Genomic DNA, 26469 nt, shown 5'->3' with positions numbered 1-26469 from the left:
CTCGTGTCGACCGCGTCACCCGGACCGCTGGTGCAGTCCGAGATTCTCGTAGATTTCCAGAGTCGCCGTGGAGTGGTTCAGGGTGATGAAGTGCAGCCCGGGGACCTCCTCGGCCATCAACCGCGCGCACAGCTTCGTGGCGTAGTCGATTCCGATTGAGCGTACAGCCGCCGGATCGTCCTGCACCGCGAGGATCCGTTCCGCCAGGTCCGGAGGGAAGGCGGCGTTGCTGAGCTGGGCGAACCGCTCGATCTGCCGGACGTTGGTGACGGGCATGATCTCGGGGATGATCGGGGTGTCGCAGCCGGCCGCCGCGACCCGGTCGCGCAGCCGCAGATAGTCCTCCGCGTAGAAGAACATCTGCGTGATCGCGAAGTCGGCGCCCGCGCGGCACTTGTCGACGAAGTGCCGGACGTCGGTCTCCCAGTCCGTGGAGCGCGGGTGCATCTCGGGGAAGGCCGCGACACCGACGCAGAAGTCGCCCGACTCCTTGATCAGCTGAACGAGTTCCGCGGCGTAGCGCACTCCTTCCGGGTGGCGCACCCACTCGCCCATCGGGTCGCCGGGCGGGTCGCCCCGCACGGCCAGCATGTTCCTGATGCCCGCGTCGGCGTACTGGCCGATGATGTTGCGCAGTTCGGCGACGGAGTGGTTGACGGCCGTGAGGTGGGCGACGGGGGTGAGCGTGGTGTCGGTCGCGATGCGCTCGGTGGCGCGCACCGTGCCGTCGCGTGAGGAGCCGCCCGCTCCGTAGGTCACGGAGACGAAGGTGGGTGAGACCGCCTCGATCCGGCGAATGGCGTTCCAGAGAGTCCGCTCGCCCTTCTCGGTCTTTGGCGCGGCGAACTCGAACGAATATGACTGCTCACCGGAGGCGAGCAGGTCGCGCACCGTCCGGGCGCGATCTGTCCTGGTCGAAGCTGTCCCAAGAGCCATACCGGCAGGTTAGCCAGCGCTATGGTGCAGGCCCAGCGGACGTGGGTGATATGTACCTTTTATCGGGCTCGTGTCCACACTCCGGACACACTGCCGTCACGAAGCCGATCAGGGCGCCGCGCGGAGCGGTCAGGCCGCGCGGATCCGCTTGGCCAGTTCGGCCGCCGCCGCCCCGGGGTCCTCCGCCTCGGTGACGGCCCGCACCACGACGACCCGACGGGCACCCGCGGCGAGCACCTCGTCCAGGTTCGAGGCGTCGATGCCGCCGATGGCGAACCAGGGACGCTCGGGCGCCAGCGCGGCCGTGTGGCGCACCAGGGAGAGGCCGGGGGCCGGGCGCCCCGGCTTGGTGGGGGTGGGCCAGCAGGGGCCGGTGCAGAAGTAGTCCACGCCGGGCTCGGCGATGGCGGCGGCCACCTCGGCCTCGGCATGCGTGGAGCGCCCGACGAGGACGGATTCACCGAGGATCGCGCGGGCCGCGGGGACCGGCAGATCGCCCTGGCCCAGGTGCAGCACGTCGGAGCCGATGGCGTGCGCCACGTCCGCGCGGTCGTTGACCGCGAGCAGCTTGCCGTGCCGGCGGCAGGCGTCCGCGAAGGCCGCGAGGTGGTCGAGCTCGGCGCCCGCCTCCATGCCCTTGTCGCGCAGCTGGATGATGTCGACCCCGCCGGTGAGCACCGCGTCCAGGAACTCCGGCAGGTCGCCCTGGCGGGTGCGGGCGTCGGTGCACAGGTACAGCCGGGCGTCCGCGAGCTGCCGGCGTGCGGTGGCGGCGTCGATGGCCATGGGTGCTTCCCCCGAGGTCGGCGGCGTACGGGCCGTCCGCGGCCCGTACGCCGTTGCGGTTCGCTGGATCAGACGGCGAGCGCCTGGGCGCGGCGCTTCACCTCCGTGCCGCGATTCTCGCGCAGCGCCTGCGCGGGGGTGCCGGGCAGGGTGTCATCGGCCGTGAACAGCCACTCGAGCATCTCCTCGTCGGTGAAGCCGTCGTCCCGCAGCAGCGTCAGGGTGCCCACCAGCCCCTTGACGACCTTCCCATCGCCGATGAAGTCGGCGGGGACCATCAGCACTCGGTTCTCCCCGCGGCGCACGGCGATCAGCTGGCCCTCCTTGATCAGCTGGCGGACGCGGGTCACCTCGACCCCGAGCCGCTCCGCGATCTCGGGGACGTTGAGCCAGGCGGGCACGAGAGCATCGATCTTGGTGTCAATCTCGGTCACGGGAACAAGCCTGCCATCTGGGACTGACACTCGGCGAACGCACCGCCTCCCGGGGAGTCACGGCGCGGCGCGGCGCGGGGGTCACAGGACCGCCGACTTCAGCGCCACGGAGGGATCCACCGCGGCGGTGCGGTCGATCGCCGCGCCGCTCTCGATGAGCTTGCGGCCCTGCGCCAGATCGCGCGGGCGCCCCACCGCCAGCAGAGCCACCAGCACGCCCTCCCGGAGCCAGAGCACCGTCCACGCGGCGCCGGAGGGGTCGCCGCGCCACAGCACCTCGTCGGCGCCGCCGTGGTCACCCGCGTACTGCACGAAGCGGCCGAACTGCTCGGACCAGAAGTACGGCACGGGGTCGTAGGCCAGACCGGCGAAGCGCGGCTGCTGGAAGCCGACCAGGTTGGCGGCGACCGTGCGCGGTCCCTGGAGGGCGTTGTCCCAGTGGTGCACCAGCAGCCGCCGCCCGTAGCGGGCGGAGGGGAACGAGGCGCAGTCGCCGACCGCGTAGACGTCCGGGGCGGAGGCGCGCAGCCGCTCGTCCGCCTTGACCGAGCCGTCCGCCGCCAGCTCCACGCCCGAGCCCTTCAGCCAGCCGGTGGCGGGGCGGGCGCCGATGCCGACGACCACCGCGTCGGCCCGCAGCCGCCGCCCGTCGGCCAGCCGCACCCCGCCCTCCTCGACCGCCGCCACGTGCGCGCCGGTGACCAGCTCGGCCCCGCTGTCCAGGTACCAGCCCGCCATGAAGACCGCGACCTCCGGCGGCAGCGCCCCGGCCAGCGGCAGCTCGGCGGCTTCGACGACGGTGACCGTGCACCCCGCCTCCCGCGCGGCGGTGGCGAACTCGGCGCCGATCCAGCCCGCGCCGACCACCACGATGTCGTGCCGGTTGGCCAGCACCGGGCGCAGCCGCTCGGCGTCGTCCAGGGTGCGCAGCAGGTGCACCCCGGGCAGGTCGGCGCTGCCCGGCAGGGCGATCGGTTCGGCGCCGGTGGCGATCACCAGGTGGTCGTAGTGGAGCGGACCGGTCACGGTGTCGACCCGGTGTTCCTCCGGGTGCACGCCGGTGACCTCGCGCCCCAGCTGGAGCTCGACGCCGAGCCCCGCGAAGTCCACGTCGTAGGCGGAGCCCTCGGCGGTCCCCAGCAGCACCGCCTTGGACAGCGGCGGCCGGTCGTACGGCGGGTGCGGCTCGGCGCCGATCAGCGTGATGGCGCCCGGCCAGCCCTCCTCACGCAGCGCCACGGCGGTCTGCACGCCGGCCATCCCGGCGCCCACGATCACCACTCGCTGCCCGCTCAGGGAGCCGGCTGCTCCGCTTCCGCTCCGCGCGCCGGCCTCGGGTCCGGTCTCCGGCGGAACGACCGGAGGCTTCTTCTCGTCCGTCCGCGCGCCAGGCCGGGCGCGCTCGCTCAGCTGCTCACTCACCTGATCACTGTAGGTCGCTTCGCGCGGGGCGCCGAAGCATTCCGCGCGGAGGCCGCGCCGGGACCGCCGGCGCGCCGTCGGCTCCCGCCGTCCGGGCTCGCCCTTCCGGCCCATTCGGACGGCGTACTAGGGTGGCGGGCCAAGAGCACTCGCGGGAGCCCGGACGCACCGGGCTGAGAGGGAGGCTGAGGCGGCCTCCGACCGTACGAACCTGATCCGGGTCATGCCGGCGAAGGGAGGGGCTGACAGCCCATGCACGCTACGGGCGAACCGTACGACGTCCTGGTCGTCGGGGGCGGAGTCATCGGTCTGGGAGTGGCCTGGCGGGCCGCCCAGCGGGGACTGCGCACCGCGGTGGCCGACCCGACCCCCGGCGGCGGCGCCGCCCAGGTGGCGGCCGGGATGCTCGCCGCCGTGTCGGAACTGCACTACGGCGAGGAGACACTGCTCGACCTCAACCTCGACTCCGCGCGGCGCTACCCGGCCTTCGCCGCCGAGCTGGCGGAGGTCGCCGGCCAGGACATCGGCTACCGCGCGTGCGGCACGCTCGCCGTCGCGCTCGACTCCGACGACCGCGCCCACCTGCGCGAGCTGCACGCGCTCCAGCAGCGCTGCGGGCTGGACTCGCAGTGGCTGTCGGGGCGCGAGTGCCGCCGGCTGGAGCCGATGCTGGCGCCGGGCGTCCGCGGCGGACTGCGCGTGGACGGCGACCACCAGGTCGACCCGCGGCGCCTGGCCGCGGCCCTGTCGACCGCCTGCGAGCGGGCCGGGGTGGTCTTCCACCGCTCCCGCGCGGAGCGCCTCACACTGCGCGGCGACCGCGCGGGAGGGGCCGAGCTGGCCGACGGCTCCCGGGTCGACGCCGACCAGACGGTGCTGGCGGCCGGCAGCCACAGCGGCCGCATCGGCGGCCTGCCCGCGGGCGTGCTGCCCCCGGTGCGCCCCGTGAAGGGGCAGATCCTGCGGCTGCGGGTGCCGGAGCCGTACGCCCCGTTCCTGTCCCGGACGGTGCGGGCGGTGGTGCGCGGCGGACAGGTCTATCTCGTCCCGCGCGAGAACGGCGAACTGGTCCTCGGCGCGACCACGGAGGAGCTGGGCTGGGACACCACCGTCACCGCGGGCGGCGTCTACGAACTGCTCCGCGACGCCCACGAGCTCATCCCCGGCATCACCGAACTCCCGCTCGTCGAGACCCGCGCGGGGCTGCGACCCGGCTCCCCCGACAACGCGCCGCTCCTGGGCCCCACCGCGCTGCCGGGCCTGCTCCTGGCCACCGGCCACCACCGCAACGGGGTGCTGCTCACCCCGGTCACCGGCGACATCCTGGCCGAGGTGCTGACCGGCGGAGAGCTCCCCGCGCGGGCCCGCCCCTTCTCGCCCGAGCGCTTCACGGGCGCCGCGCGGGCCGCGGTCCCCGAGGCCCCGGAGCCTTCGGGCAAGCCGGCGCCCGCCGTGCCGCCCGTAGCCCACGCCGCGCACCCCGCGCGGTCCACGACCACTCCCCCGCCCTCCCCCTCGGCACTCCAGGAGCAGCCCGCATGACCGCGTCCGCGAACGGCGACGCCATGTCCGTGTCCGTCAACGGCGAGCCGCGCGACCTGCCCGCCGGCCTCACCCTCGACCGGCTCGTCGCGACCCTCACCACCGCCGCCAGCGGCGTCGCCGCCGCCGTCAACGAGTCCGTGGTGCCCCGCAGCCAGTGGCCGCGGACGACACTCGGCCACGGCGACCGCGTCGAGGTCCTCACCGCTGTCCAGGGAGGCTGACCATGGCCGACGACCCGCTGCTCATCGCGGGCACCGCCTTCGCCTCCCGGCTGATCATGGGCACCGGCGGGGCGCCCAGCCTGGAGGTGCTGGAGCGCGCGCTGCTCGCCTCCGGGACCGAGCTCACCACCGTGGCGATGCGCCGCCTGGACCCGACCGTGCAGGGCTCGGTGCTGTCCGTGCTGAACAAGCACGGCATCCGGGTGCTGCCGAACACCGCGGGCTGCTTCACCGCGGGCGAGGCGGTGCTCACCGCCCGGCTGGCCCGGGAGGCGCTCGGCACCGACTGGATCAAGCTGGAGGTGGTGGCCGACGAGCGCACCCTGCTCCCGGACCCGGTCGAGCTGCTGGACGCCGCCGAGGTCCTCGTCGACGACGGCTTCACCGTGCTGCCGTACACCAACGACGACCCGGTCCTGGCCCGCAAGCTGGAGGACGTCGGCTGCGCCGCGATCATGCCGCTCGGCTCCCCCATCGGCTCCGGGCTCGGCATCCGCAACCCGCACAACTTCCAGCTGATCACCGAGCGCGCCGGTGTCCCGGTGATCCTGGACGCGGGCGCGGGCACCGCCTCGGACGCGGCGCTGGCCATGGAGCTGGGCTGTGCCGCGGTGATGCTCGCCTCGGCGGTCACCCGGGCCCAGCACCCGGAGCTGATGGCCGGCGCCATGCGGCACGCCGTGGAGGCGGGCCGACTGGCCCACCGCGCGGGCCGCATTCCCCGCCGCCACTTCGCGCGGGCCTCCTCGCCCACCGAGGGCGTCGCCGACTTCGACCCGGAACGGCCGGCCTTCACGTCCTGACGAACGCGGCCCCGCGCGGCACGCGACACGGACACGACCGCGCGGGGCACGACCCGCGCGGCACGCGACACGGACACGAGCCGCGCGGGGCGCGACCGCGCGGGCGGCCCGCACCGCCCGCGCATACGGCATGAATCGGGCCGGGTCGACACAGGCCGCCCCGGCGACTCGGCCGCGCCTGTCACCGTTCGGCTTCAGTCTCCGAGGTGGCGCCGCAGGTGACACGGCGTGTCGGGTGGGGCTCGTACACTCCTCTCTCGTGGATACGACCCTGCAGGACCCCCTCGTCGGGCAGGTGCTCGACGGCCGGTACCGCGTCGAGGCGCGGATCGCCGTGGGCGGCATGGCCACGGTCTACCGGGCCGTGGACACCCGGCTCGACCGGGTGCTCGCCCTCAAGGTGATGCACCCGACGCTCGCCGCCGACGCCGCCTTCGTCGACCGCTTCATCCGCGAGGCGAAGTCCGTGGCGCGCCTCGCCCACCCCAACGTCGTGGGCGTCTTCGACCAGGGCACCGACGGGACGTACGTCTACCTCGCGATGGAGTACGTGCCCGGGTGCACCCTGCGCGACGTGCTGCGCGAGCGCGGCGCGCTGCAGCCCCGCGCGGCACTGGACATCCTGGAGCCGATGCTGGCCGCCCTGGGCGCCGCGCACCTGGCCGGGTTCGTCCACCGGGACATGAAGCCCGAGAACGTCCTGATCGGCGACGACGGCAGGGTCAAGGTCGCCGACTTCGGGCTCGCGCGGGCCGTGGACACCGCCACCAGCTCCTCCACCGGGACGGTCCTGGGCACCGTCTCCTACCTGGCGCCCGAGCAGATCGAGCACGGCACCGCGGACACCCGCGCGGACGTCTACGCCTGCGGTGTGGTCGTCTACGAGATGCTGACCGGCAGCAAGCCGCACACCGGCGACACCCCGGCGCAGATCCTCTACCAGCACCTGAACGGGGACATCGTCCCGCCGTCCGAGCTGGTGCCGGGGCTCGCCCCCGAGCTGGACGCCCTGGTGGCGAGCGCCACCGCCCGCGACCCCGAGCAGCGCCCCACCGACGCCGTCGCGCTGCTGGCGCAGGCGCAGGCCGCCCGCGCGGGCCTCGGCGACGCGCAGCTGGACCTGGTCCCGCCGGCGAGCCGCGCCCAGGAGCACGACAACGCCGAGGACCGCACGAGCGTCATAGCCCGGCCCATACCCGGCGGCGGCGCGCCGCTCCCGGCCGGTGCCGGCGGCGCCGACGCGCCGCTGGGCGCCACCACCCGGCTGGAGCTCCCGCCACGGCCCGCGGTCGGGCAGGGCGGCGGGCCGCGCCCGCCCCGCACGTCCCGGCTGGGCGCCCTGTCGCCGCGCCGCCGGATGCTGACGCTGGTCGCCGCCGTGCTCCTCGCCCTGGGCATCGGCGCGGGCGTCTGGTACGTCAGCTACGGACAGTTCACCGAGGTGCCGTCGGTGCTCAGCCTGAGCCGGGCCGAGGCGGAGCGGAAGCTGCGCGGCAAGGGCCTGGACGTGGTGGTGAAGGAGGAGTTCAGCGACGCCGTGCCCAAGGGCGAGGTCATCGCCAGCAAGCCCGGCGTCGGCGACCGGATCCGCAACACGGGGACCGTGACCATCACCGTCTCCAAGGGCCGGCCGCGGACCGAGATGCCCAACGTGGTGGGCATCCCGCTCGCCGAGGCCAAGAAGAAGATCACCGAGGCCGGGCTGAGCGTGGGCAAGGTGACCCGCGACTCCAGCACCGAGACCCCGGAGGGCACCGTGCTGGCCACCGACCCCCGGCCCGGCACTCAGCGCCGCCCGGACACCGCCGTCGCGATCACCATCAGCATGGGCGCGCCGATCGACGTCCCGGACGTCGTCGGCGATCAGGTGGGGGACGCCGAGGAGGACCTGCGCCAGGCGGGCTTCAAGGTCGAGATCGCCGTGGACAAGGTGTTCTCGGAGGAGGACGCGGGCACCGTGGCCCGCCAGTCGCTCCCCGGGAACCGCAAGGCGGTCAAGGGCGACACCATCACGCTGACCGTCTCCAAGGGCCCGCGGATGGTCGAGGTTCCGGACGTCGAGGGCGAGAACGTCGACGACGCCAAGGAGCAGCTGGAGGGCCTCGGCTTCACGGTCGAGGTGGACGAGCCGCTGCTGTTCGCCGGTGACGAGGTGACCGACCAGTCGGTGGACGGGGGCGAGAAGGCGCCCGAGGGCAGCACGATCACGCTCTCGGTGGACGGCCTCCTCTAGCCGGACGGCCCGCCCCGGACCGGGGCGCGGACCCGGAGCGCCGACCCGGGCGACCCGTCAGCCCAGCCGACCGTCAGCCCGGCCGACCCGCCGGCCGGCCGAGCGGCTCCGCCGGGCAGGGGCGGCCCGCTTCGGCGTCCCACCGCGCGGGCGCGGGTTCCGGGCGCACAGGCATGCGCGTGCCCCGCGCGGGCACGCCTTCCGTGCTTGCGCTCGCCCGCGCGGGCGCGCGCCCACCCCGCACGAGTCGCGAGGCGGCGACGCTCCCGCCCCGGCCACCCGCGCGCCCCGGCCGTCCGCGCGCCCTGGCGCTCGCCCCGCGCGGGCGGAGCGTGGGACGGGGGCCGGTGGCCGGTGTCCGGCGGTCGGGCGGCGCCTGGCACCCTGGGGAGGTGAGTACGTCGCCTTCCCGCACCCGCAATCCGATCGGCAGCCACGTCCCGGTGGCCGGCGGCCTCGCCCGGGCCGGGCTGCCGTTCGCGCGTGACATCGGCGCGGAGACCGTGCAGGTCTTCGTCGCCAACCCGCGCGGGTGGGCCACACCCGTCGGCAGCCCGGCCCAGGACGAGGCGTTCCGGGCCGCCTGCGCCGAGGAGTCGTTGCCGGCGTACGTCCACGCCCCGTACCTGATCAACTTCGGCTCGCACACCCCGGCGACGGTGGAGAGGTCCTGTGCGTCACTGCGGCACTCGCTGCTGCGCGGCCGGGCGATCGGCGCGCTGGGGGTGGTCGTCCACACCGGCTCGGCGACCGGCGGTCGGACCCGCGAGGTGGCGTTGGCGCAGGTCAGGGAGTGTGTGTTGCCGCTGCTGGATGAGCTGGACCGGGACGACGACCCCTGGCTGCTGCTGGAGCCCACGGCCGGGCAGGGCGCGTCGCTGTGCTCACTGCTGGAGGACCTCGGGCCGTACTTCGAGGCGCTGGACCGCCATCCCCGGCTGGGCGTCTGCCTGGACACCTGCCATGTCTTCGCGGCCGGGCACGACCTGGCCGCCCCGGGCGGGGTGAAGCAGAGCCTGGACGAGCTGGTGTCGGTGGTCGGCGAGGGGCGGCTGAAGCTGATCCACGCCAACGACTCCAAGGACGTGGTGGGAGCCCACCGGGACCGGCACGCCAACATCGGCGTCGGTCACATCGGCGCCGAGGCGTTCGCCGAGCTGTTCCGGCACCCGGCTACCGAGGGCGTGCCGCTGGTGACGGAGACGCCCGGCGCCAAGGAGGGCGCGACCCGGGACGTCGCCCTGCTCAAGGAGTTGCGCGACCGCTAGACCTACAGCTCCGGTCCGTCGCCCGGTTCCTCCTGGTACGAGTAGCGCTGCTCGCGCCAGGGGTCGCCGATGTTGTGGTAGCCGCGCTCCTCCCAGAAGCCGCGGCGGTCGGCGGTCATGTACTCCACGCCACGGACCCACTTGGGGCCCTTCCAGGCGTACAGGTGCGGCACGATGAGGCGGACCGGGAAGCCGTGTTCGGCGGTGAGCGGCTCGCCGTCCTTGTGGGTGGCGAAGATCGCCCGCTCGGAGGCGAAGTCCGCCAGCCGGAGGTTCGAGCTGAAGCCGTACTCGGCCCACACCATCACATGGGTGGCCTGCGGCGCGGGCGGGGCGAGTTCGAGGATCGTACGGGCGGCGACACCGCCCCACTCCGCGCCCAGCATGCTGAACTTGGTGACGCAGTGCAGATCGGCGACGGCGGTCGTGTACGGCAGCGCCGAGAACTCGTCGTGCGTCCAGGCCCGCTTGTCGCCGTCGGTGGTCGCGCCGAAGACCCGGAACTCCCAGCGGTCCGGCTTGAACTTCGGGACCGGCCCGTAGTGCGTCACCGGCCAACCGCGCTGTAGCCGCTGCCCCGGAGGCAACTGCGCGAGCTCTCCTTCGCGGCTGTCCGATTGACCCATGGCTCCATGGTGTCAGACCTCCGGGGGTGGTCGTGACCAGGATCGGACGATACGGACAAGCAGCACTAAGCGTGAACTTACTAGACGATTTCGATCAGGCGATGCGAGGATGCGCGCAAGCCGCCGATCTCCGCGTGGATGGAAGGAGCCCCTCGATGCAGGGCGACCCCGAGGTCATCGAGTACCTCAACGAGCAGCTCACCGCCGAGCTGACCGCGATCAACCAGTACTTCCTGCACTCGAAGATGCAGGAGAACATGGGCTGGACCAAGCTCGCGAAGTACACCCGGCACGAGTCCTTCGACGAGATGAAGCACGCCGAGGTGCTGACCGACCGGATCCTCTTCCTGGACGGCCTGCCCAACTACCAGCGGCTGTTCCACGTCCGCATCGGGCAGACCATCACCGAGATGTTCCAGGCGGACCGGGAGGTGGAGGTCGAGGCGATCGACCGGCTGCGGCGCGGGATCGAGATCATGCGGGCCAAGGGCGACATCACCTCGGCCAATATCTTCGAGTCCATCCTGGCGGACGAGGAGCAGCACATCGACTACCTCGACACCCAGCTGGAGCTGATCGAGAAGCTCGGCGAACCGCTCTACATCGCGCAGGTCATCGAGCAGCCGGAGGGCTGAGGCGGGGGCGCGGATCGAGGCCCAGCGTCATGCGGCGCCGGCGGTCAGCGCGGCGACCGGGGACGAGGTGCCCTGGTTCACCAGCTCGCGGCGGGGGCAGGAGCCACGCCCGAGCAGCTCCTGGATGCGCCGGACGCACGAGCCGCAGTCCGTGCCCGCCTTGCAGGCGCCGGCTATCTGGCGAGGGGTGCAGGCGCCGGATGCCGCATGCTCGCGCACCTGCTTCTCGGTGATGCCGAAGCATGAGCAGACGTACACGCGGTTCTCCAGAGCGAGGAACGACCAGCCGACCGGCTGATCAGTGAGGTAATGCTTACCTTACCCGCCCCTGGAGCAACCTAACAGAGCAGTGGGGCGCGGATCGCTGTGATCCGCGCCCCACCTGGAGTTCTCAGCTCACCGGCATCCCGGACCCCACAGGTCCGGGACCCACCGGCTCGTCACTGGTCCCGGTACATCTCCGCGACCAGGAACGCCAGGTCCAGCGACTGGCTGCGGTTGAGCCGCGGGTCGCAGGCCGTCTCGTAGCGCTGGTGCAGGTCGTCGACGAAGATCTCGTCGCCGCCGCCCACGCACTCGGTGACGTCGTCGCCGGTCAGCTCCACATGGATGCCGCCCGGGTGGGTGCCGAGGCCCTTGTGGACCTCGAAGAAGCCCTTGACCTCGTCCAGCACGTCGTCGAAGCGCCGGGTCTTGTGCCCGGAAGCCGCCTCGAAGGTGTTGCCGTGCATCGGGTCGCACACCCAGACCACCTGGGCGCCGGAGGCGGTGACCTTCTCCACCAGGTTGGGCAGCTTCTCGCGGATCTTGTCCGCGCCCATCCGGGTGATGAAGGTGAGCCGGCCCGGCTCGCGGTCCGGGTCCAGCCGCTCGATCAGCGTGAGCGCGTCCTCCGGCGTGCTGGTCGGGCCGAGCTTCACGCCGATCGGGTTGCGGATCCGGGAGGCGAACTCGAGGTGCGCCCCGTCGAGCTGCCGGGTGCGCTCACCGATCCACACCATGTGGCCGGAGACGTCGTACAGCTGCCCGGTGCGCGAGTCCGTGCGGGTCAGCGCCGACTCGTAGTCGAGGATCAGCGCCTCGTGCGAGGAGTAGAACTCGACGGTCTTGAACTCCTCCGGGTCCACCCCGCAGGCGTTCATGAAGTTCAGCGCCCGGTCGATCTCGCGCGCCAGCGCCTCGTAGCGCTGGCCGGACGGGGAGGACTTCACGAAGTCCTGGTTCCAGGCGTGCACCTGGCGCAGGTCCGCGTAGCCACCCGTGGTGAAGGCGCGCACGAGGTTCAGCGTGGAGGCGGAGGCGTGGTACATCCGCTTCAGCCGCTGCGGGTCCGGGATCCGGGCCTCGGCGGTGAACTCGAAGCCGTTGACGGAGTCGCCGCGGTAGGTGGGCAGCGTCACCCCGTCCCGGGTCTCGGTCGGCTTCGAGCGCGGCTTGCTGTACTGGCCGGCGATCCGGCCGACCTTGACCACCGGGACGGAGCCGGCGTACGTCAGGACCGCGCCCATCTGGAGCAGCGTCTTGAGCTTGTTGCGGATCTGGTCGGCACCGACGGCGTCGAACGCCTCGGCGCAGTCACCGCCCTGGAGCAGAAACGCCTCGCCACGGGCGACGGCCCCCAGCCGGGCGCGCAGCTGGTCGCACTCGCCGGCGAAGACGAGCGGCGGATAGGACTCGAGCTCGGCGATGACATCGCGCAGAGCCTCTTGGTCCGGCCAGTCGGGCTGCTGCGCCGCGGGAAGGGAGCGCCAGGTGTTGCCACCGGCGTGGGTTTCAGCGTTCACGGTCACCTTTCCACCCTACGGGGTCGCGTCCGGCATTCGGCCCACTGCCCACAGGATGAGACAACTCGCCTCGATGGGCGGGCACCCCTCGGTGCAGGCGGCGCTATTCGGCACACCTGCGGCGGGTTATGGCCACGGGGTGCGGAAGCAATGGGGGAATCGTGCGCTCCGCTGGACGCTGGTCCCGCTCCGCCAGCCGTCCCGTCGTCCGAGGGAGTACTGATGACCATGCTCCGTACGAAGACGTTCCGTGCGCGCCCGACCCGTACGAAGACGCTGCGCCGCACCGCCGCGACCGCGACCGCCGCCGCCTCCCTGGCCCTGGTCTCGCTGACCGCCGTCCCCGCCGAGGCCCGCCCGACGACCCCGCTCCCGTCCCCCTCCACCGCCGCCCGCCCGGCCCCGCCCGCCACCCACCCGGGGATGACCTGGGCCTGGATGGCCACAGGGCCCGACGGCACGGTCCAGGTGGGCGGCCCGGGCGTCCCACCCGTCACCCACCACCACCCTCAACGGACGCTCCGCGCCTGACATTCTCAAACGACCCGTACCGCGGCGACACCCCGGCGACCGCCGTGCTGCCGGTGCTGTGCCTCAAGGTCGACGGCAGTCCGGTGCCCGACGGGATCACCCCCGGCTTCTACAACGGCTGGGCGCAGGGCACGGTCGCCGCCAGCCAGCCGGTGCGCGGCTCGCGGCTGAACAGCCGGACGGCCGCGGACAGTGTCTGCCAGGCCGCCTTCGGGGCGGGCTGGCGGATGGCCGAGTTCCACGACGGTCACTACGGGCCGAACCTCGAGTACACCGGTGGCTGGTCCTTCTGGGCCTACGGCGACCTGCCGAAGAACACCCGTTTCTGGACGGCGATCAACGACCAGCCGGCCAATCCGTGGAACTGACCCCGTCCCCGGCCCGGCGTCGGGTAGGGTTCCGGACATGTTCGCGCCATCGACCCCGACCATGAACTGGTGGTGGACCGCTCATCCGGCGGCCCACTGATCGCGCGTACTCCAGATCACCACGCGAAGGCCGCCCGAGGGGCGGCCTTCGGCGTATCCGCGGGTCCTCCCCTCCGGCTCCCCAGACCGGAAGGAACCACCCGACATGCACCGCGATACCCCCGCTGTCCTGCGGCGACTGCTTTCCGCCGTCCCGTCCGCCACCGACGACCGTCCGCGGCCGGCGCCGCCCGCGGACGCCACCTCCTTCGCCCTGCTGCACCGCCGCACCCCCGGTCGCTCCGGCGACACCGTGGAGGTGCTGATCGGCCCGGTCACCGAGGCGGAGCGGCTGACCGACATCCCGCTGCCGACAGGCAGGCCCGCAGGGGGCGCGGCGGTCCACGACGCGCTCGCCCTGGTCCCGTTCCGACAGATCCGCGAGCGCGGCTTCGACGTCCGCGACGACGGCACCCCGCTGGCGGTGCTGCACCCGCGGGAGAGCCACGAGCTGCCGCTGGAGGAGGTGCTGGCGGCGCTGCCCGCGCACGAGGTGCGCGTCGAGGGCGGGGCCTTCGACGTGAGCGACGAGGAGTACGCCGCGATCGTCGAACGCGTCATCGCGGACGAGATCGGCACCGGCGAGGGCGCCAACTTCGTCATCCGCCGGACCTTCGAGGGCCGGATCGAGGGGTACTCGGCGCGCGACGCGCTGGCCCTGTTCCGGCGGCTGCTGGCGGGCGAGCGCGGCGCGTACTGGACGTACGCGGTGTGCCTGGCGGACGGCCGCACGCTGGTCGGGGCCAGCCCCGAGGTGCATGTGCGGATGTCCGGAGGCACCGTCGTGATGAACCCGATCAGCGGGACCTACCGCTATCCGCGCGAGGGCGCGAGCACGGCCGGGCTGCTGGAGTTCCTCGGCGACCGCAAGGAGGTGGAGGAGCTGTCCATGGTCGTGGACGAGGAGCTGAAGATGATGTGCACCGTCGGCGACATGGGCGGGGTGGTCGTCGGGCCCCGGCTGCGGGAGATGGCGCACCTGGCGCACACCGAGTACGAGCTGCGCGGCCGCTCCTCGCTGGACGTGCGGGACGTGCTGCGGGAGACCATGTTCGCGGCCACGGTCACCGGCTCCCCGGTGCAGAACGCCTGCCGGGTGATCGAGCGGCACGAGCCGGGTGGGCGGGGCTACTACGCGGGCGCCCTGGCGCTCATCGGGCGGGACGCGGGCGGGGCGCAGACCCTGGATTCGCCGATCCTCATCCGCACCGCCGACATCGACGCCACCGGCTTCCTCCGGGTGCCGGTCGGCGCCACCCTGGTCCGCCACTCCGACCCGCGCGGGGAGGTCGCCGAGACCCACGCCAAGGCCGCCGGGGTGCTCACCGCCCTCGGGGTGCGGTCGGCGCCCGTCCGCCCCGGGCCGGACGGGGCGCCGGTGCCCCGGCTCGCGGACGACCCGCGGGTGCGCGCCGCGCTGGACGCCCGGCGCGCGGATCTGGCGCCGTTCTGGCTGCGCATGCAGACCCCGGCCGGGGCCGGCGGGCCCGCCGGGCCGGCGGGGCACGCGCTGGTGATCGACGGCGAGGACACCTTCACCGCGATGCTCGCCCATCTGCTGCGCACCTCCGGCCTGGAGGTGACCGTGCGGCGCTACGACGAACCGGGGCTGCGGGAGACCGCGCTGGCGCACCGGGGGCCGGTGGTGCTGGGGCCGGGGCCGGGCGACCCGATGGACCGGACGGACCCGAAGATGGCGTTGCTGCGCGGGCTGGCCGGGGAACTGTTGCGCGATCACCGACACGGTCCCACCCGTCACCCGGCCGCCACCCCTCACGGAGGCCCTTCGGGCCACGCCTTCTTGTTCGGGGTGTGCCTGGGCCATGAGCTGATCGCGGCCGAGCTGGGGCTGGAGATCGTGCGGAAGGACGTGCCGTTCCAGGGCGCCCAGGAGCGGATCGACTTCTTCGGGCGGCCGGAGACCGTCGGCTTCTACAACACCTTCACCGCGCGGTGCGACGACGCGGTCGCCGCGGAGCTGGCCGCGCACCGGATCGAGCTGAGCCGGGACCCGGTGAACGGGGATGTCCACGCGCTGCGCGGACCGGGCTTCGCGGGCGTGCAGTTCCACCCCGAGTCGGTGCTGACGCTGGACGGCGCCTCGATCACCGCGGAGCTGCTGGCGGCCGTGCACGTGTGAATCCGGCGGCCGTGCATGGGTGAGGGGCGCCCCGCGCGGGGCCACGGAACGGTGGGCGCGCCCGCGCCCCGCGCGGAACGGCGGACCGCACGGACCAGCGGACCGCACGGAACGGCAGACCGCTGGAACAGCGCCCCGCGCGGAACGGCGGACCACCGCGCGGGCGCCGTACGCGCGCCCCACGCGGTAAGCGGTGCGGCCCGTGGCGCCCGGCCGGGTGGCGGCCGGGCTCCACGGCGGTCGGCCGGGGGTCAGCCGAAGAAGACCCCGGCCTCCACGTACAGCGACGGGTCGACCGTCTTGAGGGAGGTGGTGGCGTCGGCGAGCGGGACGCGGACGACGTCGGTGCCGCGCAGGGCGACCATCGTGCCGAAGTCCTCGTCGCGCACGGCGTCGATCGCGTGCAGCCCGAAGCGGGTGGCGAGCCAGCGGTCGAAGGCGCTGGGGGTGCCGCCGCGCTGAACGTGCCCGAGGACGGTGGTCCTGGCCTCCTTGCCGGTGCGCTTCTCGATCTCCTTGGCGAGCCACTCGCCGATGCCGGAGAGCCGCACATGACCGAAGGAGTCGAGGGACTCGTCCTTGAGGACCGCGTCGCCGTCCTTGGGCATGGCGCCCTCGGCGACCACCACGATCGGGGCATAGCGGATCTTGAATCGGGACTCCACCCAGGCGCAGACCTGGTCGAGGTCGAAGCGCTGTTCGGGGATGAGGATGACGTTGGCGCCGCCGGCGAGCCCGGAGTGCAGCGCGATCCAGCCCGCGTGCCGGCCCATCACCTCCACCACCAGGACCCGCATGTGCGACTCGGCGGTGGTGTGGAGACGGTCGATGGCCTCGGTGGCGATGTTGACGGCGGTGTCGAAGCCGAAGGTGTAGTCCGTGGCGGACAGGTCGTTGTCGATGGTCTTGGGGACGCCCACGCACCGGACGCCGAACTCGTCGCTGAGTCGGGCCGCGACGCCCAGGGTGTCCTCGCCGCCGATGGCGATCAGCGCGTCCACCTCGTGCTTGACGAGGTTCTCCTTGATCCGGCGGACGCCGTTCTCACAGGAGAAGGGGTTGGTGCGCGAGGACCCCAGGATGGTCCCGCCGCGCGGCAGGATGCCGCGCACCGCGCGGATGTCGAGTTCGACGGTGTCGCCCTCCAACGGCCCGCGCCAGCCGTCCCGGAAGCCGGTGAAGTCGTAGCCGTACTCCTGCACGCCCTTGCGGACGACGGCGCGGATGACCGCGTTGAGACCGGGGCAGTCGCCGCCGCCGGTCAGCACTCCGACCCGCATCTTTCTTCCCTTCTCCGTGATGGACCCGGTACCGGGAGCCACGCTAACGGTGATCCAGGTCACAAAGGGGAAGGGGAGAGTGAATTCCGCATCGTCCCAAGGGCGTTGGTCCCGGCGGTTCACCCGGACGAGGGTCCACCACCGGGGTCACGCCCCGCGGGGTCAGGCCAGGGGGCGGCCCGCCGGGAGAACGGCAGCGGTCACGCGCCCTCGTCCAGGCCGCGCTCGATCGCGTACCGCACCAGCTCCACGCGGTTGTGCAGTTGCAGCTTGCCGAGGGTGTTCTGCACATGGTTCTGCACCGTGCGATGCGAGATGACCAGGCGCTCCGCGATCTGCTTGTACGAGAGCCCCTTGGCCACCAGGCGCAGCACCTCGGTCTCGCGCTCGGTGAGCCGTGGGGCGGCCGGCTCGCCGGCGGCGGCCGGGGCGGGCTCGCCGGCCAGCCGCCGGTACTCGCCGAGCACCAGGCCCGCCAGGCCCGGGGTGAACACCGCGTCACCGGCGGCGGTCCGCCGCACCGCGTCCAACAGCTCCTCGGTGCTGGCCGACTTGAGCAGATAGCCGGCGGCGCCGGACTTCACCGCCTCCAGCACGTCCGCGTGCTCGCCGCTGGCGGAGAGCACCAGCACCCGCAGCCCGGGCATGACGGCGACGAGCTCCTTGCAGACCTGCACGCCGGGCAGGCCGGGGAGGTTGAGGTCGAGCACCAGCACCTCGGGCTCGGCGGCCTTGGCGCGCCGCACCGCCTGCGGTCCGTCGCCGGCCGTGGCGACCACCTCGAACCCGGCCTCGGCCAGGTCCCGGGCGACCGCGTCGCGCCACATGGGGTGGTCGTCGACCACCATCACCCTGGTGCCGCCCAGCGGCTCGCGCTCCTCCCGCCGCTCGCTCGACTCGCTCAGCCCACCCATGGTCATGCCTTCCCGCCCTTCACGTCCCGCGGAATCCTCGGGACTCTCAACTCCACCTCGGTGCCCTGGCCCGGGGCGGAGAACCACTCCGCGGTGCCGCCGAGGTCGCGCAGCCGGCCGCGGATGGACAGGGCCACTCCCATCCGGCCCTCCGCCTCGGCGGCCGCCAACCTGCCCTCGGGGAAGCCCGGGCCGTCGTCCCTGACCGACACCGTCACCGCGGCCGGCTCGTCCTCCACGAGGATCCAGGTCCTGGCCTCCTCCCCGGCGTGCACCCGCACATTGTCCAGGGCCGCGCCGACCGCGGCCGCGAGCTCCGCCGCCGAGGCGCGCGCGAGCAGCACCGGGGCGCCGGGCTCGGAGAAGGTGACCCGGGAGCCGGCGTGCGGCGCGAGCAGCGTCCGCAGATCGCACGGCGCGGCGCCGTCCGCGGCCTCCTCGGCGCCATCCGCGGTGCGCGCCCCGGGCACCTCGTGGGCCTCATGAGCACCCCCCGTATCGGGAGCCGCAACCGCCCCGTACCACTCGTACGACGCCGCCGTCTCGGCGTCCGCGGCGGTCGGGCGCGACAGCCCGCTGGAGACCAGCCCGCGCAGGGCGATCTCCTGCTCGCCTGCCATGCGACCGAGCTCCGCCGCCTCGCCGCCGATCGCGGCGCCGCGCCGCTGCACCATGGCCAGCACCTGGAGCACGCTGTCGTGGATGTCGCGGGCCAGCCGCTCCCGTTCCCGGGTCGCCGCCTCGATGCTCAGCGCGCGGGCGAGGGTGCGCTCACTGGCGCGGGCCACCTCGACCACGTAGCCGATGGCGACGCCGGCCACCCACAGCAGCACCACGGCGTGCACGGTGTCGTAGACGAACCCCCCGCGCTGGACGATGTTGGCGACGCCGACGATCGCGGAGGTCCACGCCGCCCACTTCCAGCCGCCCTTGATCGCGAAGCCGAGCACGGCCCCGGCCGTCCAGATCGACGGCAGGGTCGGCGCGCCGTCCGCGATCCGATCGTGCGAGTCCACCAGGGGCGTCACCAGGATGCCGAAGACCGCGATGGTCAGGTCGGCGATCAGGAAGCGCGGCGTGCAGCGCTCGGCGTCGGCGACCCGGCGGAAGGTGCAGGCGGTCCACACGGCCACCGCGAGCAGATACGCCCCGGCGCCCAGCGGATGGTCGTACTCGTCGAAGGCGACGGCGTAGAGCCCGACCGCGTACAGCAGGCTCAGCACCCGGTAGCCGGTCAGCGCCTGCCACAGAGGCTGCTCGACGGACATGCGCATGACGCGGTCAGGCTTCGGCTCGCGGCCCATTTCCCCCACCCCCGCGGGGCGCGGCTACGCCCCGGACTGCTGCTTCTTCTTCTCCGCCACCGCTGCCGCGTGCTCGGCCTTGGCCTGCTCGGCGATCTGCCGCTTGGCCGCCGTGGCGTAGATGTCGACGTATTCCTGGCCCGACAGCTTCATGATCTCGTACATCACCTCGTCGGTGACCGAGCGCAGGATGAAGCGGTCGTTGTCCATGCCGTGGTAGCGGCTGAAGTCCAGCGGCTTGCCGATCCGGATGCCCGGCCGCATCAGCTTCGGCATCACCTTGCCGGGCGGCTGGATCTTCTCGGTGTCGATCATCGCGACCGGGATCACCGGGGCGCCGGTGGCCAGCGCCACCCGCGCCAGGCCGCCGGGCTTGCCGCGGTAGAGACGCCCGTCCGGGGAGCGGGTGCCCTCGGGGTAGATCCCGAACAGCTCGCCGCGCTCCAGCACCTCGATGCCGCTCTTGATCGCCGCCTCACCGGCGCCGCGCGCGCCGGAGCGGTCCACCGGGAGCTGCCCGACGCCCTTGAAGAAGGCCGCGGTCAACTTGCCCTTGACCCCGGGCGTGGTGAAGTACTCGGCCTTCGCGATGAAGGTGACCTTGCGGTCGAGCATCGCGGGCAGGAAGAAGGAGTCGGAGAAGGACAGGTGGTTGCTGGCCAGGATGGCCGGCCCCTCGGACGGAATGTTCTCCAGGCCCTCCACCCATGGGCGGAAGGAGAGCTTCAGCATCCCGCCGACGGACAGCTTCATTGCGCGGTAGAACAACCGAGGACCTCCTGATGGTGACGAGGAGACCTTAACCTGCCTACCCGCCGCGCGGCGCGCCGCGTACGCTGAGGCACAGCCTTGCCACCCACGCTGACTCACCGAACTCACCGAACGGAGATCCGCGGTGCCGCTGCTCCCCGGGGCCGAGCCGTTCCGCCACGACGGCGGAGACGTCGGCGTCCTCGTCTGTCACGGCTTCACCGGCTCCCCGCAGTCGGTACGGCCCTGGGCCGACCACCTCGCGGAGCGCGGCCTGACCGTCTCCCTGCCGCTGCTGCCCGGCCACGGCACCCGCTGGCAGGACCTGGCCGTCACCGGCTGGCAGGACTGGTACGCCGAGGTGGACCGCGAGCTGCGGGCGCTCACCGAGCGCTGCTCCAAGGTCTTCGTCTGCGGGCTGTCGATGGGCGGCGCGCTGGCGCTGCGGCTGGCCGCCCGCCACGGCGCCGCCATCAGCGGCCTGGCGCTGGTCAACCCGGCCAACAGGATGCACGACAAGGCGGCCGTGGCGCTGCCGGTGCTGCGCCATCTGATCCCCTCCACCAAGGGCATCGTCAGCGACATCGCCAAGCCCGGCGCGGTGGAGTCCGGCTATGACCGGGTGCCACTGCACGCCGCCGCCTCGCTGCGCGCGTTCTTCCGGCTCGTCGACGCCGAACTGCCGCAGGTCACCCAGCCGCTGCTGGTGATGCACAGCCCGCAGGACCATGTGGTGCCGCCGGTCGACTCCGCGCGCATCCTGGGTCGGGTCTCCTCGCTCGACGTCACCGAGCGGCTGCTGGAGCGCAGCTACCACGTGGCGACGCTGGACCACGACGCCGAGTTCGTCTTCGAGGAGACCTACGCGTTCCTCAACCGGCTGGCGCCGGAGGTCGGCGCCCCGGCGCGGGCCGCCCAGCGGGCGTCCACTCCGAAGGAGTCGGTCGGGGAAGCGCCGGAGTCGGTCGCGGAAGCGCCTGAGTCGGGCGAGGAGGCGACGGCACGTGGCGGAGCGTGACGGACGCGAGGCCGACGCCCGGGACGACGACGCCGCGTTCGCCGAGATCGTCGCGGCGTACGGGGAGGAGCCCGAGGACCCGTCGGGCGCGCAGCCGTGGCCGGAGGCGGAGAACCTCCCCGCCGAGGCGTCCGACGCGGAGCCGAACACGGCCGAGAAGTCCGACACGTTCGTCAAGGGCGACCGCGCCTCCGACGCCCCCGCGGGCAGCTTCGTCGTGTTCGCGCCGGGGGTGGGTCCCCGCGACTGGGAGCCCGGCGAGTCCTCCGAGGACGACTTCGACGAGACCGACGAGGGGCACTTCGTCCCGCCCGAGCCACCGCCGCTGCCGCCCGCCGACACCACGGCCCGTTTCGCCTGGCTGGCCGTCCTCGGCGGCCCGCTCCTGCTCCTGCTGGTCGTGCTGCTGGGCATCGAGATGACCTGGTGGCTGACGACCCTCGGGGTCGGCGGCTTCCTGGGCGGCTTCGCCACCCTCGTCATGCGGATGAAGGACGGCGACGAGGACGAGGACGACGACCCGGGTCGCGGCGCGGTGGTCTAGGGCGACTCTCGCGGCCCGGTGGTCCAGGGCGACTCGCCGGCGCGTCCGAAGGACGACGGCCCGGTGCCGCCGGCGCCACGCCTGGGCGCGACTGTCCCCCTACCCTCGGCGAAGGCGGAGCCTACCCCCGGCGCAGGCGCAGCGCGGCCAGCACCGGCAGGTGGTCGGAGGCCGCCCGCAGGTCCGCCTCGTGGACGCCGCGCAGCCCCAGCGGCACCCCGCAGCCCAGCACCTCCACTCCCTCGGTGGCGAAGACGGCGTCGATACGGCGGCGGGGTTCGACGGCGGAGTAGGTGAGCTCGCCACCCCACGGCCTGGCGGCCCGGCCGTCGGACAGCGCCCCCGCCAGCCGACGGAAGGAGCGCCCCTCGGGCAGGTCGTTGAGGTCGCCGGCCACGACGCCGTGCGGAACGTCCAGCGCGGCGAGCCGGTCCAGCACCATCCCCGCCTGCGCGTAGCGCTCGTCGGCGGACAGGCTCAGATGGCAGCTGATCACGCCCAGTCGGGCCGCGGGCGCCTCCGGACCGGCGTCGAAGCGCAGCTCGGCGATGGCCAGGCCGCGCCGGTGCAGGCCCGGGGTGCGGGGCAGCAGGATCTCCTCGGTGCGCACCACATGGGCGCGGAGCGAGGTGAGGATCATGGGCCCCGTGGTGGTGGCGCCGCCCGTCGCGTAGACCAGGCCGGTGGCGCGGGCCAGCCAGGCCGCGGCCTTCCGCCAGCGGAAGAAGCGGGGCGCCTCCTGGACGCAGAGGACGTCGGGGGCGCAGGCCCGGATCACCCGGGCGAGCGCCGCCCTGTCGTCCCGCAGCGAACGGATGTTGTAGCTGAGCACCCGGACGACGGCCGTGCCGTCCTCCGGTTCGGTGCCGTCCTCCGGCTCCCCATGGGACGCCGGCAGGTCGGGCGCGCCGGCGGGGTCCGACAGCTTCGCGGGCATCGTCGTGCCGTCCCTCTCGGTTCGGTTCCGGTTCCGCTCCCCCGCCGGCACCCTACGGACCCCGCCGGCGTGTCCGCCCCGTTCGGGCGTCCGGGGTGTCAGCCCTGGCGGGCCAGGTCCGCCGCGCCGACCAGCCCCGCCTTGCCACCGAGCTGGGCGGCGAGCACCTGGGCGTGCGGCCGCCACTGGGCGCCGACCAGCCAGCGCCGGAAGGACGTGCGGATCGGGTCCAGCACGAGGTCGCCCTCGTCGGAGACGCCGCCGCCGACGATGAACGCGGAGGGGTCGAAGAGCGAGGCGAGGTCGGCCAACCCGGCGCCGGCCCAGCGGGCCAGCTCGCGGAACGAGTCGATGGCCACCTTGTCGCCCTGGCGGGCGGCGTCGCTGATGTGCTTGCCCTCGATGCCCTCGGGGGTGCCGTCGCCGAGGGCGAGCAGGGCGGTGGCGTTCTCGGGGGTGGCGCTGGCGCGCTGCCGCGCGTAGCGGACCAGGGCCCGGCCGGAGGCGTACTGCTCCCAGCAGCCCTGGCTGCCGCAGCCGCACAGCAGCCCGTCGGGGACCACCCGGATGTGGCCGAACTCGGCGGCGACGCCGAAGCGCCCGCGGTGCAGCTTCCCGCCGATGATGATGCCGCCGCCCAGGCCGGTGCCGAGGGTGATGCAGACGACGTCGTCGTGGCCCTGGCCGGCACCGAAGCGGTACTCGCCCCAGGCCGCGGCGTTGGCGTCGTTCTCCACCACCACGGGCATCTCGACGCGCTTCTCGACCTTGTCCTTGAGCGCCTCGTGGCGCCATCTGATGTTGGGCGCGAAGAGCACGGTCGCCCGCTTGTCGTCCACGTAGCCGGCCGCGCCGATGCCCACCGCCTCGACGTCGTAACCGGCGCTGACGGTGCGCACCGCGTCCGCGATGGCGTCCACGACGCCTTCGGGAGTCGGCGGGGTCGGCACCCTGCTGGTGTCGAGGATCGTGCCCTCCTCGTCGACCACGCCAGCCGCGATCTTGGTGCCACCGATGTCGACGCCGATGGTGAGTCCCATGTGTCCCTCAGTTTTTAGGTCGAACCCCGCCGGGCACAACCGTACCGGAGCACGGGTCAGTCGAGGTCGATGTGTTCACTACTCGAACGCTGGCTTCCCTGGGTCCAGCGCTGCTCCTGTCCGGCGACCGCGGCGCGGTACGCGGCCAGGAGCTCGGAACCTGCCGCGGCGAGGTGGTCGAATACTTCAGGGTTGCGCTCTATGACCGGTTCGACCGCCGCCTTCGCCTGTGCGATCAACTGTTGTACGGCGCCCTGGACCGCGGGGCCCGCGATCGGCGCCTGAAACGCGGCCACCTTCTCGGCCACCGCCTCGGCGAGCTTGCGCAGTTCCTCCGCCGCGCTGCCCGGCTGCTCGTCCGCCGCCTTCTCGCGCGCCCGCCGGGCCCGCTCCGCGGCGAGGTCCTCCTCGCAGGCGTACCGCCAGGCGTCGGGGTCGAGGTCGTCCTCGAAGGCGATGTCCTCCTCGACGGCGACGTCCTCCTTGAAGGCCACCCTCTCCTCGGCGACGCGGTCGTCCCGGAAGGCGGCGTCGGCCTCCGCGGACGCGCCTTCCAGGCGGGCGTCCCGGGGGTGGGCGTCGTGGGCGCGGGCGTCTCCCGCGGAGGCGTCGGACTCGGCGGGACGCTCGGTGGCGTCGCTCATGGCGGGCTCCTGCGACGGAGGGACTGGCTGTTCGACCCGTTCTGTTCGACGGGGCTTGTTCTCGACGTTACCGCTTCGGCCAGAGCGCGGGGTCGGGGGCGAACCTCACCCGCAGCGCGCCGTCCCGCAGCCCGGCGCCGGAGACCGTGCACCGGCGCAGCGCGGACGGCAGCGGCAGCACCCGGTGGAAGGCGCCGACGGTGAGAATGAGTTCGTCTCCCCGCCGGACCAGGCCCAGTCCCTCGCGGTCGGCGCCGGGCAGCGGCAGCGTCCAGACCAGCACGCCCTCCTCGGCCAGCCGGTCCTCCACCGCCCACGGGTCCTCGGCCGGGAGATCGGGCCGTTCGTCGTGGCTGCCGGCGGACGGCGCGGAGGCCGACCCGGCGTCCGTCCGGCCGGGCCCGGCCAGGGCCCGCGCCAGCGCGCCCAGCGCCTCGACGGCCGCCACCGGGCCCGCGTCGAACGGGGCCGCACCGAGATGCGGCAGCTCGCGTACCGGAGCGTCAACCGGGGTACCGGACGTCCACTCCTCGGACATCTCCTTCAGCGCGTCCTGCTGTCGCCCCGAGAGGGCGGCCAGCCACGGATCGGCGGAGCCGGTCGGCAGCAGCCGGTTGGCGATCACCGCGTCGACCCGGCAGCCGTGCAGCGCCAGCCCGGCGCGCGCGGCCCGCAGCGAGCGCAGGGCCAGCGGCCCCGGCTCCACGACCAGCCGTACGGTGGTGGCCGCCGACTCGATCACCCGCTGCACGGCGGCGAGTTCCTGCTCCCAGCGCGCCGCGATCTCGTAGAGCCGCTGGGTGGGCGCCGGCACCCCGGCCAGCTGCGCCAGCAGCGGCCGCAGCGCCCGTGCGGCCTGCCGCTCGGCGGGCAGCAGCCGGCGCAGGTAGCGGCGCAGCCGCTCGGGGAGCGCCAGCACGCCGAGCGCCTCGGGCATCGGCGGCAGATCGACGACGAGCAGGTCCCACAGGGCGGCGGCCGGGCCACCCTGGGCCGGTGCCTCGGGCTCCCGCGGCGCCGGCAGCCGGGCCTCGTACGCCAGGCGCAGCGCGCGCAGCAGGGCGAAGGCGTCGGCGCCGGGGAGCTCGGTCAGCTCCTCGCTCTCCAGCGGGGTGGCGCCGAGCATGTCCAGCGCCTCACGGCCGCGTTCCTGGAGCGCGGCCAGCTCGGCCCGGAAGTGTTCACCGGCGGCGATCCGCGCCGCCCACAGCCCCGGTGCCACCTCGGTCGGCGGGGTCCACGGCAGCCCCTCGGCCGCCTCGCGCGCTCCGTCCGGCAGCCCCAGCAGCGCCTCCGGCACGGAGCCGCGGTCCGCGGTCAGGAGCAGCACGCGGCGCCCCTCCCGCGCCGCGGCCAGCGCCGTAGCGGCCGCGACGGTGGTGCGGCCCGCGCCGCCGAGTCCGGTGACGAGGACCGTACGCATGGCACTCCGTTGGGTGGTACGTGAAACGTGCTCCGTGAACATGATCTTGCCAGGAGTGGCCGAGTGAACGGCCACCACCATCCCGACGGGTACGCGCCGGGTAGACCGGGGGGGCGTCCCGTCGGGTAGACGCCGGGTAGCCGCAGGTAGACCGGGGGGCGTCCCGCCGAGCGGACGGAGAGCCGCGCCCCGTCCCGCGGCGACGGCGCGAACCCCGAGCGCGCGGCCCGGCGGCGCCGGAGCCGCCGCGACCGTCATCAGCCCCTGATGGCGAAGGCGACGGAGGCGGCCGACCTCCGGGGAGGAACGGCCGCTACACGGCCTCCACACGCTTCTTCAGGCCGGCCAGCGCCCGGTCGATGATGACCTTCTCCGCCTTGCGCTTGATCATGCCCAGCATGGGGATCTTGACGTCGACGGTGAGCTGGTAGGTCACCTCGGTCCGGCGGCCGCCCTCCAGGGGGGTCAGTCGGTAGGAGCCGTCGAGCGTGCGCAGCATCTGGGACTTCACCAGCGACCAGTTGACCTGGTTGTCGCCGGTCCAGGTGTAGGCGAGGGTGTAGTCGTCCTTGATCGCGCCCGCGTCGAGGACCATCTGCACCTGGGCGGCGCGCCCCTCGTCGTCCTTGGTGAGCACGTTGGCGACCTTGACCTCGCCGGACCACTCCGGGTAGCGGTCGAAGTCGGCGATCACTCCCATCACGTCGGCGGGTGCCGCATCGATCGTGATGCTTGAGCTGGTGTGTTCGGCCATCGCCGTGGCTCCTCCGTACCGGTCCGCCGC

27 protein-coding genes and 1 riboswitch are annotated in these 26469 nt (G+C 73.6%); of the genes, 11 read left to right on the top strand and 16 right to left on the bottom strand.

Annotated features, from left to right (window positions below):
- Nucleotides 1-15: 15 nt before the first annotated feature.
- The 4 genes from metF to LRS74_RS25410 form a co-directional block, all read right to left on the bottom strand.
- Complete coding sequence (gene metF, locus LRS74_RS25425; RefSeq protein ID WP_144384725.1) at nucleotides 16-936, bottom strand: methylenetetrahydrofolate reductase [NAD(P)H]; 921 nt, start codon at nucleotides 934-936, stop codon at nucleotides 16-18.
- A 129-nt stretch (nucleotides 937-1065) separates the two neighbouring features.
- Nucleotides 1066-1722 (bottom strand): thiamine phosphate synthase, encoded by a 657-nt coding sequence (gene thiE / locus LRS74_RS25420; protein ID WP_277743177.1) that lies wholly within the window; start codon nucleotides 1720-1722, stop codon nucleotides 1066-1068.
- Nucleotides 1723-1790: 68 nt separating this feature from the next.
- The gene (locus LRS74_RS25415; protein ID WP_144384727.1) at nucleotides 1791-2156 is read right to left on the bottom strand and encodes an Rv2175c family DNA-binding protein; all 366 of its coding nucleotides are present in this window, start codon (nucleotides 2154-2156) and stop codon (nucleotides 1791-1793) included.
- 81 nt (nucleotides 2157-2237) lie between these two features.
- On the bottom strand, nucleotides 2238-3416 hold the full coding sequence (locus tag LRS74_RS25410) for an FAD-dependent oxidoreductase (RefSeq protein ID WP_277744928.1): 1179 nt from the start codon (nucleotides 3414-3416) through the stop codon (nucleotides 2238-2240).
- Between the two features lie 303 nt (nucleotides 3417-3719).
- A riboswitch (TPP riboswitch) is annotated at nucleotides 3720-3833 on the top strand.
- Between LRS74_RS25410 and thiO the strand changes: the two genes are divergently transcribed.
- The 5 genes from thiO (at nucleotide 3831) to LRS74_RS25385 (ending at nucleotide 9648) form a co-directional block, all read left to right on the top strand.
- Nucleotides 3831-5120 carry a glycine oxidase ThiO gene (gene thiO, locus LRS74_RS25405; RefSeq protein ID WP_277743176.1) on the top strand — a complete coding sequence of 430 codons (1290 nt, stop codon included), beginning with the start codon at nucleotides 3831-3833 and terminating at the stop codon, nucleotides 5118-5120. Its footprint overlaps the riboswitch before it by 3 nt.
- Nucleotides 5117-5344 (top strand): sulfur carrier protein ThiS, encoded by a 228-nt coding sequence (gene thiS, locus LRS74_RS25400; protein WP_277743175.1) that lies wholly within the window; start codon nucleotides 5117-5119, stop codon nucleotides 5342-5344. The genes thiO and thiS overlap by 4 nt, the downstream gene beginning before the upstream one ends.
- Before the next feature lie 2 nt (nucleotides 5345-5346).
- Nucleotides 5347-6147, top strand: a complete 801-nt coding sequence (locus LRS74_RS25395) for a thiazole synthase (protein WP_277743174.1) — start codon at nucleotides 5347-5349, stop codon at nucleotides 6145-6147.
- Nucleotides 6148-6406: 259 nt separating this feature from the next.
- Nucleotides 6407-8380 carry a Stk1 family PASTA domain-containing Ser/Thr kinase gene (gene pknB / locus LRS74_RS25390; protein ID WP_277743173.1) on the top strand — a complete coding sequence of 658 codons (1974 nt, stop codon included), beginning with the start codon at nucleotides 6407-6409 and terminating at the stop codon, nucleotides 8378-8380.
- Between the two features lie 392 nt (nucleotides 8381-8772).
- Entirely contained in the window at nucleotides 8773-9648 is an 876-nt protein-coding gene (locus LRS74_RS25385; RefSeq protein ID WP_277743172.1) for a deoxyribonuclease IV, read from the top strand.
- A 2-nt stretch (nucleotides 9649-9650) separates the two neighbouring features.
- Here the strand turns inward: LRS74_RS25385 and LRS74_RS25380 are convergent, their stop codons facing one another.
- Nucleotides 9651-10274, bottom strand: coding sequence for a sulfite oxidase-like oxidoreductase (locus tag LRS74_RS25380; RefSeq protein WP_277743171.1), 624 nt, complete (start codon nucleotides 10272-10274; stop codon nucleotides 9651-9653).
- Between the two features lie 155 nt (nucleotides 10275-10429).
- On the opposite strand from LRS74_RS25380, the gene bfr reads away from it, so the two are divergent.
- Complete coding sequence (gene bfr, locus LRS74_RS25375; RefSeq protein ID WP_277743170.1) at nucleotides 10430-10909, top strand: bacterioferritin; 480 nt, start codon at nucleotides 10430-10432, stop codon at nucleotides 10907-10909.
- A 27-nt stretch (nucleotides 10910-10936) separates the two neighbouring features.
- Here bfr and LRS74_RS25370 read toward each other — a convergent pair whose 3' ends face one another.
- Complete coding sequence (locus tag LRS74_RS25370) at nucleotides 10937-11167, bottom strand: (2Fe-2S)-binding protein (protein WP_277743169.1); 231 nt, start codon at nucleotides 11165-11167, stop codon at nucleotides 10937-10939.
- Between the two features lie 182 nt (nucleotides 11168-11349).
- Entirely contained in the window at nucleotides 11350-12699 is a 1350-nt protein-coding gene (locus tag LRS74_RS25365) for a 3-deoxy-7-phosphoheptulonate synthase class II (protein WP_144384735.1), read from the bottom strand.
- Nucleotides 12700-12915: 216 nt separating this feature from the next.
- On the opposite strand from LRS74_RS25365, the gene LRS74_RS25360 reads away from it, so the two are divergent.
- The 3 genes from LRS74_RS25360 to LRS74_RS25350 all read left to right on the top strand — a co-directional run bounded on the left by LRS74_RS25360 (nucleotide 12916) and on the right by LRS74_RS25350 (nucleotide 15831).
- Nucleotides 12916-13224 carry a hypothetical protein gene (locus LRS74_RS25360; RefSeq protein ID WP_277743168.1) on the top strand — a complete coding sequence of 103 codons (309 nt, stop codon included), beginning with the start codon at nucleotides 12916-12918 and terminating at the stop codon, nucleotides 13222-13224.
- Nucleotides 13225-13268: 44 nt separating this feature from the next.
- Nucleotides 13269-13592, top strand: a complete 324-nt coding sequence (locus LRS74_RS25355) for a hypothetical protein (RefSeq protein WP_277743167.1) — start codon at nucleotides 13269-13271, stop codon at nucleotides 13590-13592.
- A 205-nt stretch (nucleotides 13593-13797) separates the two neighbouring features.
- Nucleotides 13798-15831: an anthranilate synthase family protein gene (locus LRS74_RS25350; RefSeq protein ID WP_277743166.1), complete on the top strand. Its 2034-nt coding sequence runs from the start codon at nucleotides 13798-13800 to the stop codon at nucleotides 15829-15831.
- A 251-nt stretch (nucleotides 15832-16082) separates the two neighbouring features.
- Here the strand turns inward: LRS74_RS25350 and LRS74_RS25345 are convergent, their stop codons facing one another.
- The 4 genes from LRS74_RS25345 to LRS74_RS25330 all read right to left on the bottom strand — a co-directional run bounded on the left by LRS74_RS25345 (nucleotide 16083) and on the right by LRS74_RS25330 (nucleotide 20097).
- Nucleotides 16083-17111 (bottom strand): 6-phosphofructokinase, encoded by a 1029-nt coding sequence (locus tag LRS74_RS25345; RefSeq protein ID WP_277743165.1) that lies wholly within the window; start codon nucleotides 17109-17111, stop codon nucleotides 16083-16085.
- Between the two features lie 200 nt (nucleotides 17112-17311).
- The gene (locus LRS74_RS25340) at nucleotides 17312-18025 is read right to left on the bottom strand and encodes a response regulator transcription factor (RefSeq protein ID WP_277744927.1); all 714 of its coding nucleotides are present in this window, start codon (nucleotides 18023-18025) and stop codon (nucleotides 17312-17314) included.
- 2 nt (nucleotides 18026-18027) lie between these two features.
- A complete protein-coding gene (locus LRS74_RS25335; protein WP_277743164.1) occupies nucleotides 18028-19293 on the bottom strand; it encodes a DUF5931 domain-containing protein in 1266 nt (421 codons plus the stop codon).
- Between the two features lie 60 nt (nucleotides 19294-19353).
- Complete coding sequence (locus LRS74_RS25330; protein ID WP_144384739.1) at nucleotides 19354-20097, bottom strand: lysophospholipid acyltransferase family protein; 744 nt, start codon at nucleotides 20095-20097, stop codon at nucleotides 19354-19356.
- Nucleotides 20098-20224: 127 nt separating this feature from the next.
- Between LRS74_RS25330 and LRS74_RS25325 the strand changes: the two genes are divergently transcribed.
- Both LRS74_RS25325 and LRS74_RS25320 read left to right on the top strand, forming a co-directional pair.
- The gene (locus tag LRS74_RS25325) at nucleotides 20225-21097 is read left to right on the top strand and encodes an alpha/beta fold hydrolase (RefSeq protein ID WP_277743163.1); all 873 of its coding nucleotides are present in this window, start codon (nucleotides 20225-20227) and stop codon (nucleotides 21095-21097) included.
- Nucleotides 21084-21641 (top strand): hypothetical protein, encoded by a 558-nt coding sequence (locus LRS74_RS25320; RefSeq protein ID WP_277743162.1) that lies wholly within the window; start codon nucleotides 21084-21086, stop codon nucleotides 21639-21641. The genes LRS74_RS25325 and LRS74_RS25320 overlap by 14 nt, the downstream gene beginning before the upstream one ends.
- Nucleotides 21642-21762: 121 nt before the next feature.
- Here LRS74_RS25320 and LRS74_RS25315 read toward each other — a convergent pair whose 3' ends face one another.
- The 5 genes from LRS74_RS25315 to LRS74_RS25295 all read right to left on the bottom strand — a co-directional run bounded on the left by LRS74_RS25315 (nucleotide 21763) and on the right by LRS74_RS25295 (nucleotide 26439).
- Nucleotides 21763-22578, bottom strand: coding sequence for an endonuclease/exonuclease/phosphatase family protein (locus tag LRS74_RS25315; protein WP_277743161.1), 816 nt, complete (start codon nucleotides 22576-22578; stop codon nucleotides 21763-21765).
- 98 nt (nucleotides 22579-22676) lie between these two features.
- Complete coding sequence (locus LRS74_RS25310; protein WP_277743160.1) at nucleotides 22677-23618, bottom strand: ROK family glucokinase; 942 nt, start codon at nucleotides 23616-23618, stop codon at nucleotides 22677-22679.
- Between the two features lie 56 nt (nucleotides 23619-23674).
- The gene (locus tag LRS74_RS25305) at nucleotides 23675-24076 is read right to left on the bottom strand and encodes a DUF5304 family protein (protein ID WP_277744926.1); all 402 of its coding nucleotides are present in this window, start codon (nucleotides 24074-24076) and stop codon (nucleotides 23675-23677) included.
- Nucleotides 24077-24329: 253 nt separating this feature from the next.
- On the bottom strand, nucleotides 24330-25685 hold the full coding sequence (locus LRS74_RS25300) for an ArsA-related P-loop ATPase (protein ID WP_277743159.1): 1356 nt from the start codon (nucleotides 25683-25685) through the stop codon (nucleotides 24330-24332).
- A 313-nt stretch (nucleotides 25686-25998) separates the two neighbouring features.
- Complete coding sequence (locus tag LRS74_RS25295) at nucleotides 25999-26439, bottom strand: SRPBCC family protein (RefSeq protein WP_144384745.1); 441 nt, start codon at nucleotides 26437-26439, stop codon at nucleotides 25999-26001.
- Nucleotides 26440-26469 lie beyond the last annotated feature (30 nt).

The sequence above is a fragment of the Streptomyces sp. LX-29 genome (assembly GCF_029541745.1).
Lineage (GTDB): Bacteria > Actinomycetota > Actinomycetes > Streptomycetales > Streptomycetaceae > Streptomyces.
The sequence above is the reverse complement of the archived record's forward strand: the minus strand, read 5'-3'. Positions and strand labels throughout refer to the sequence as shown.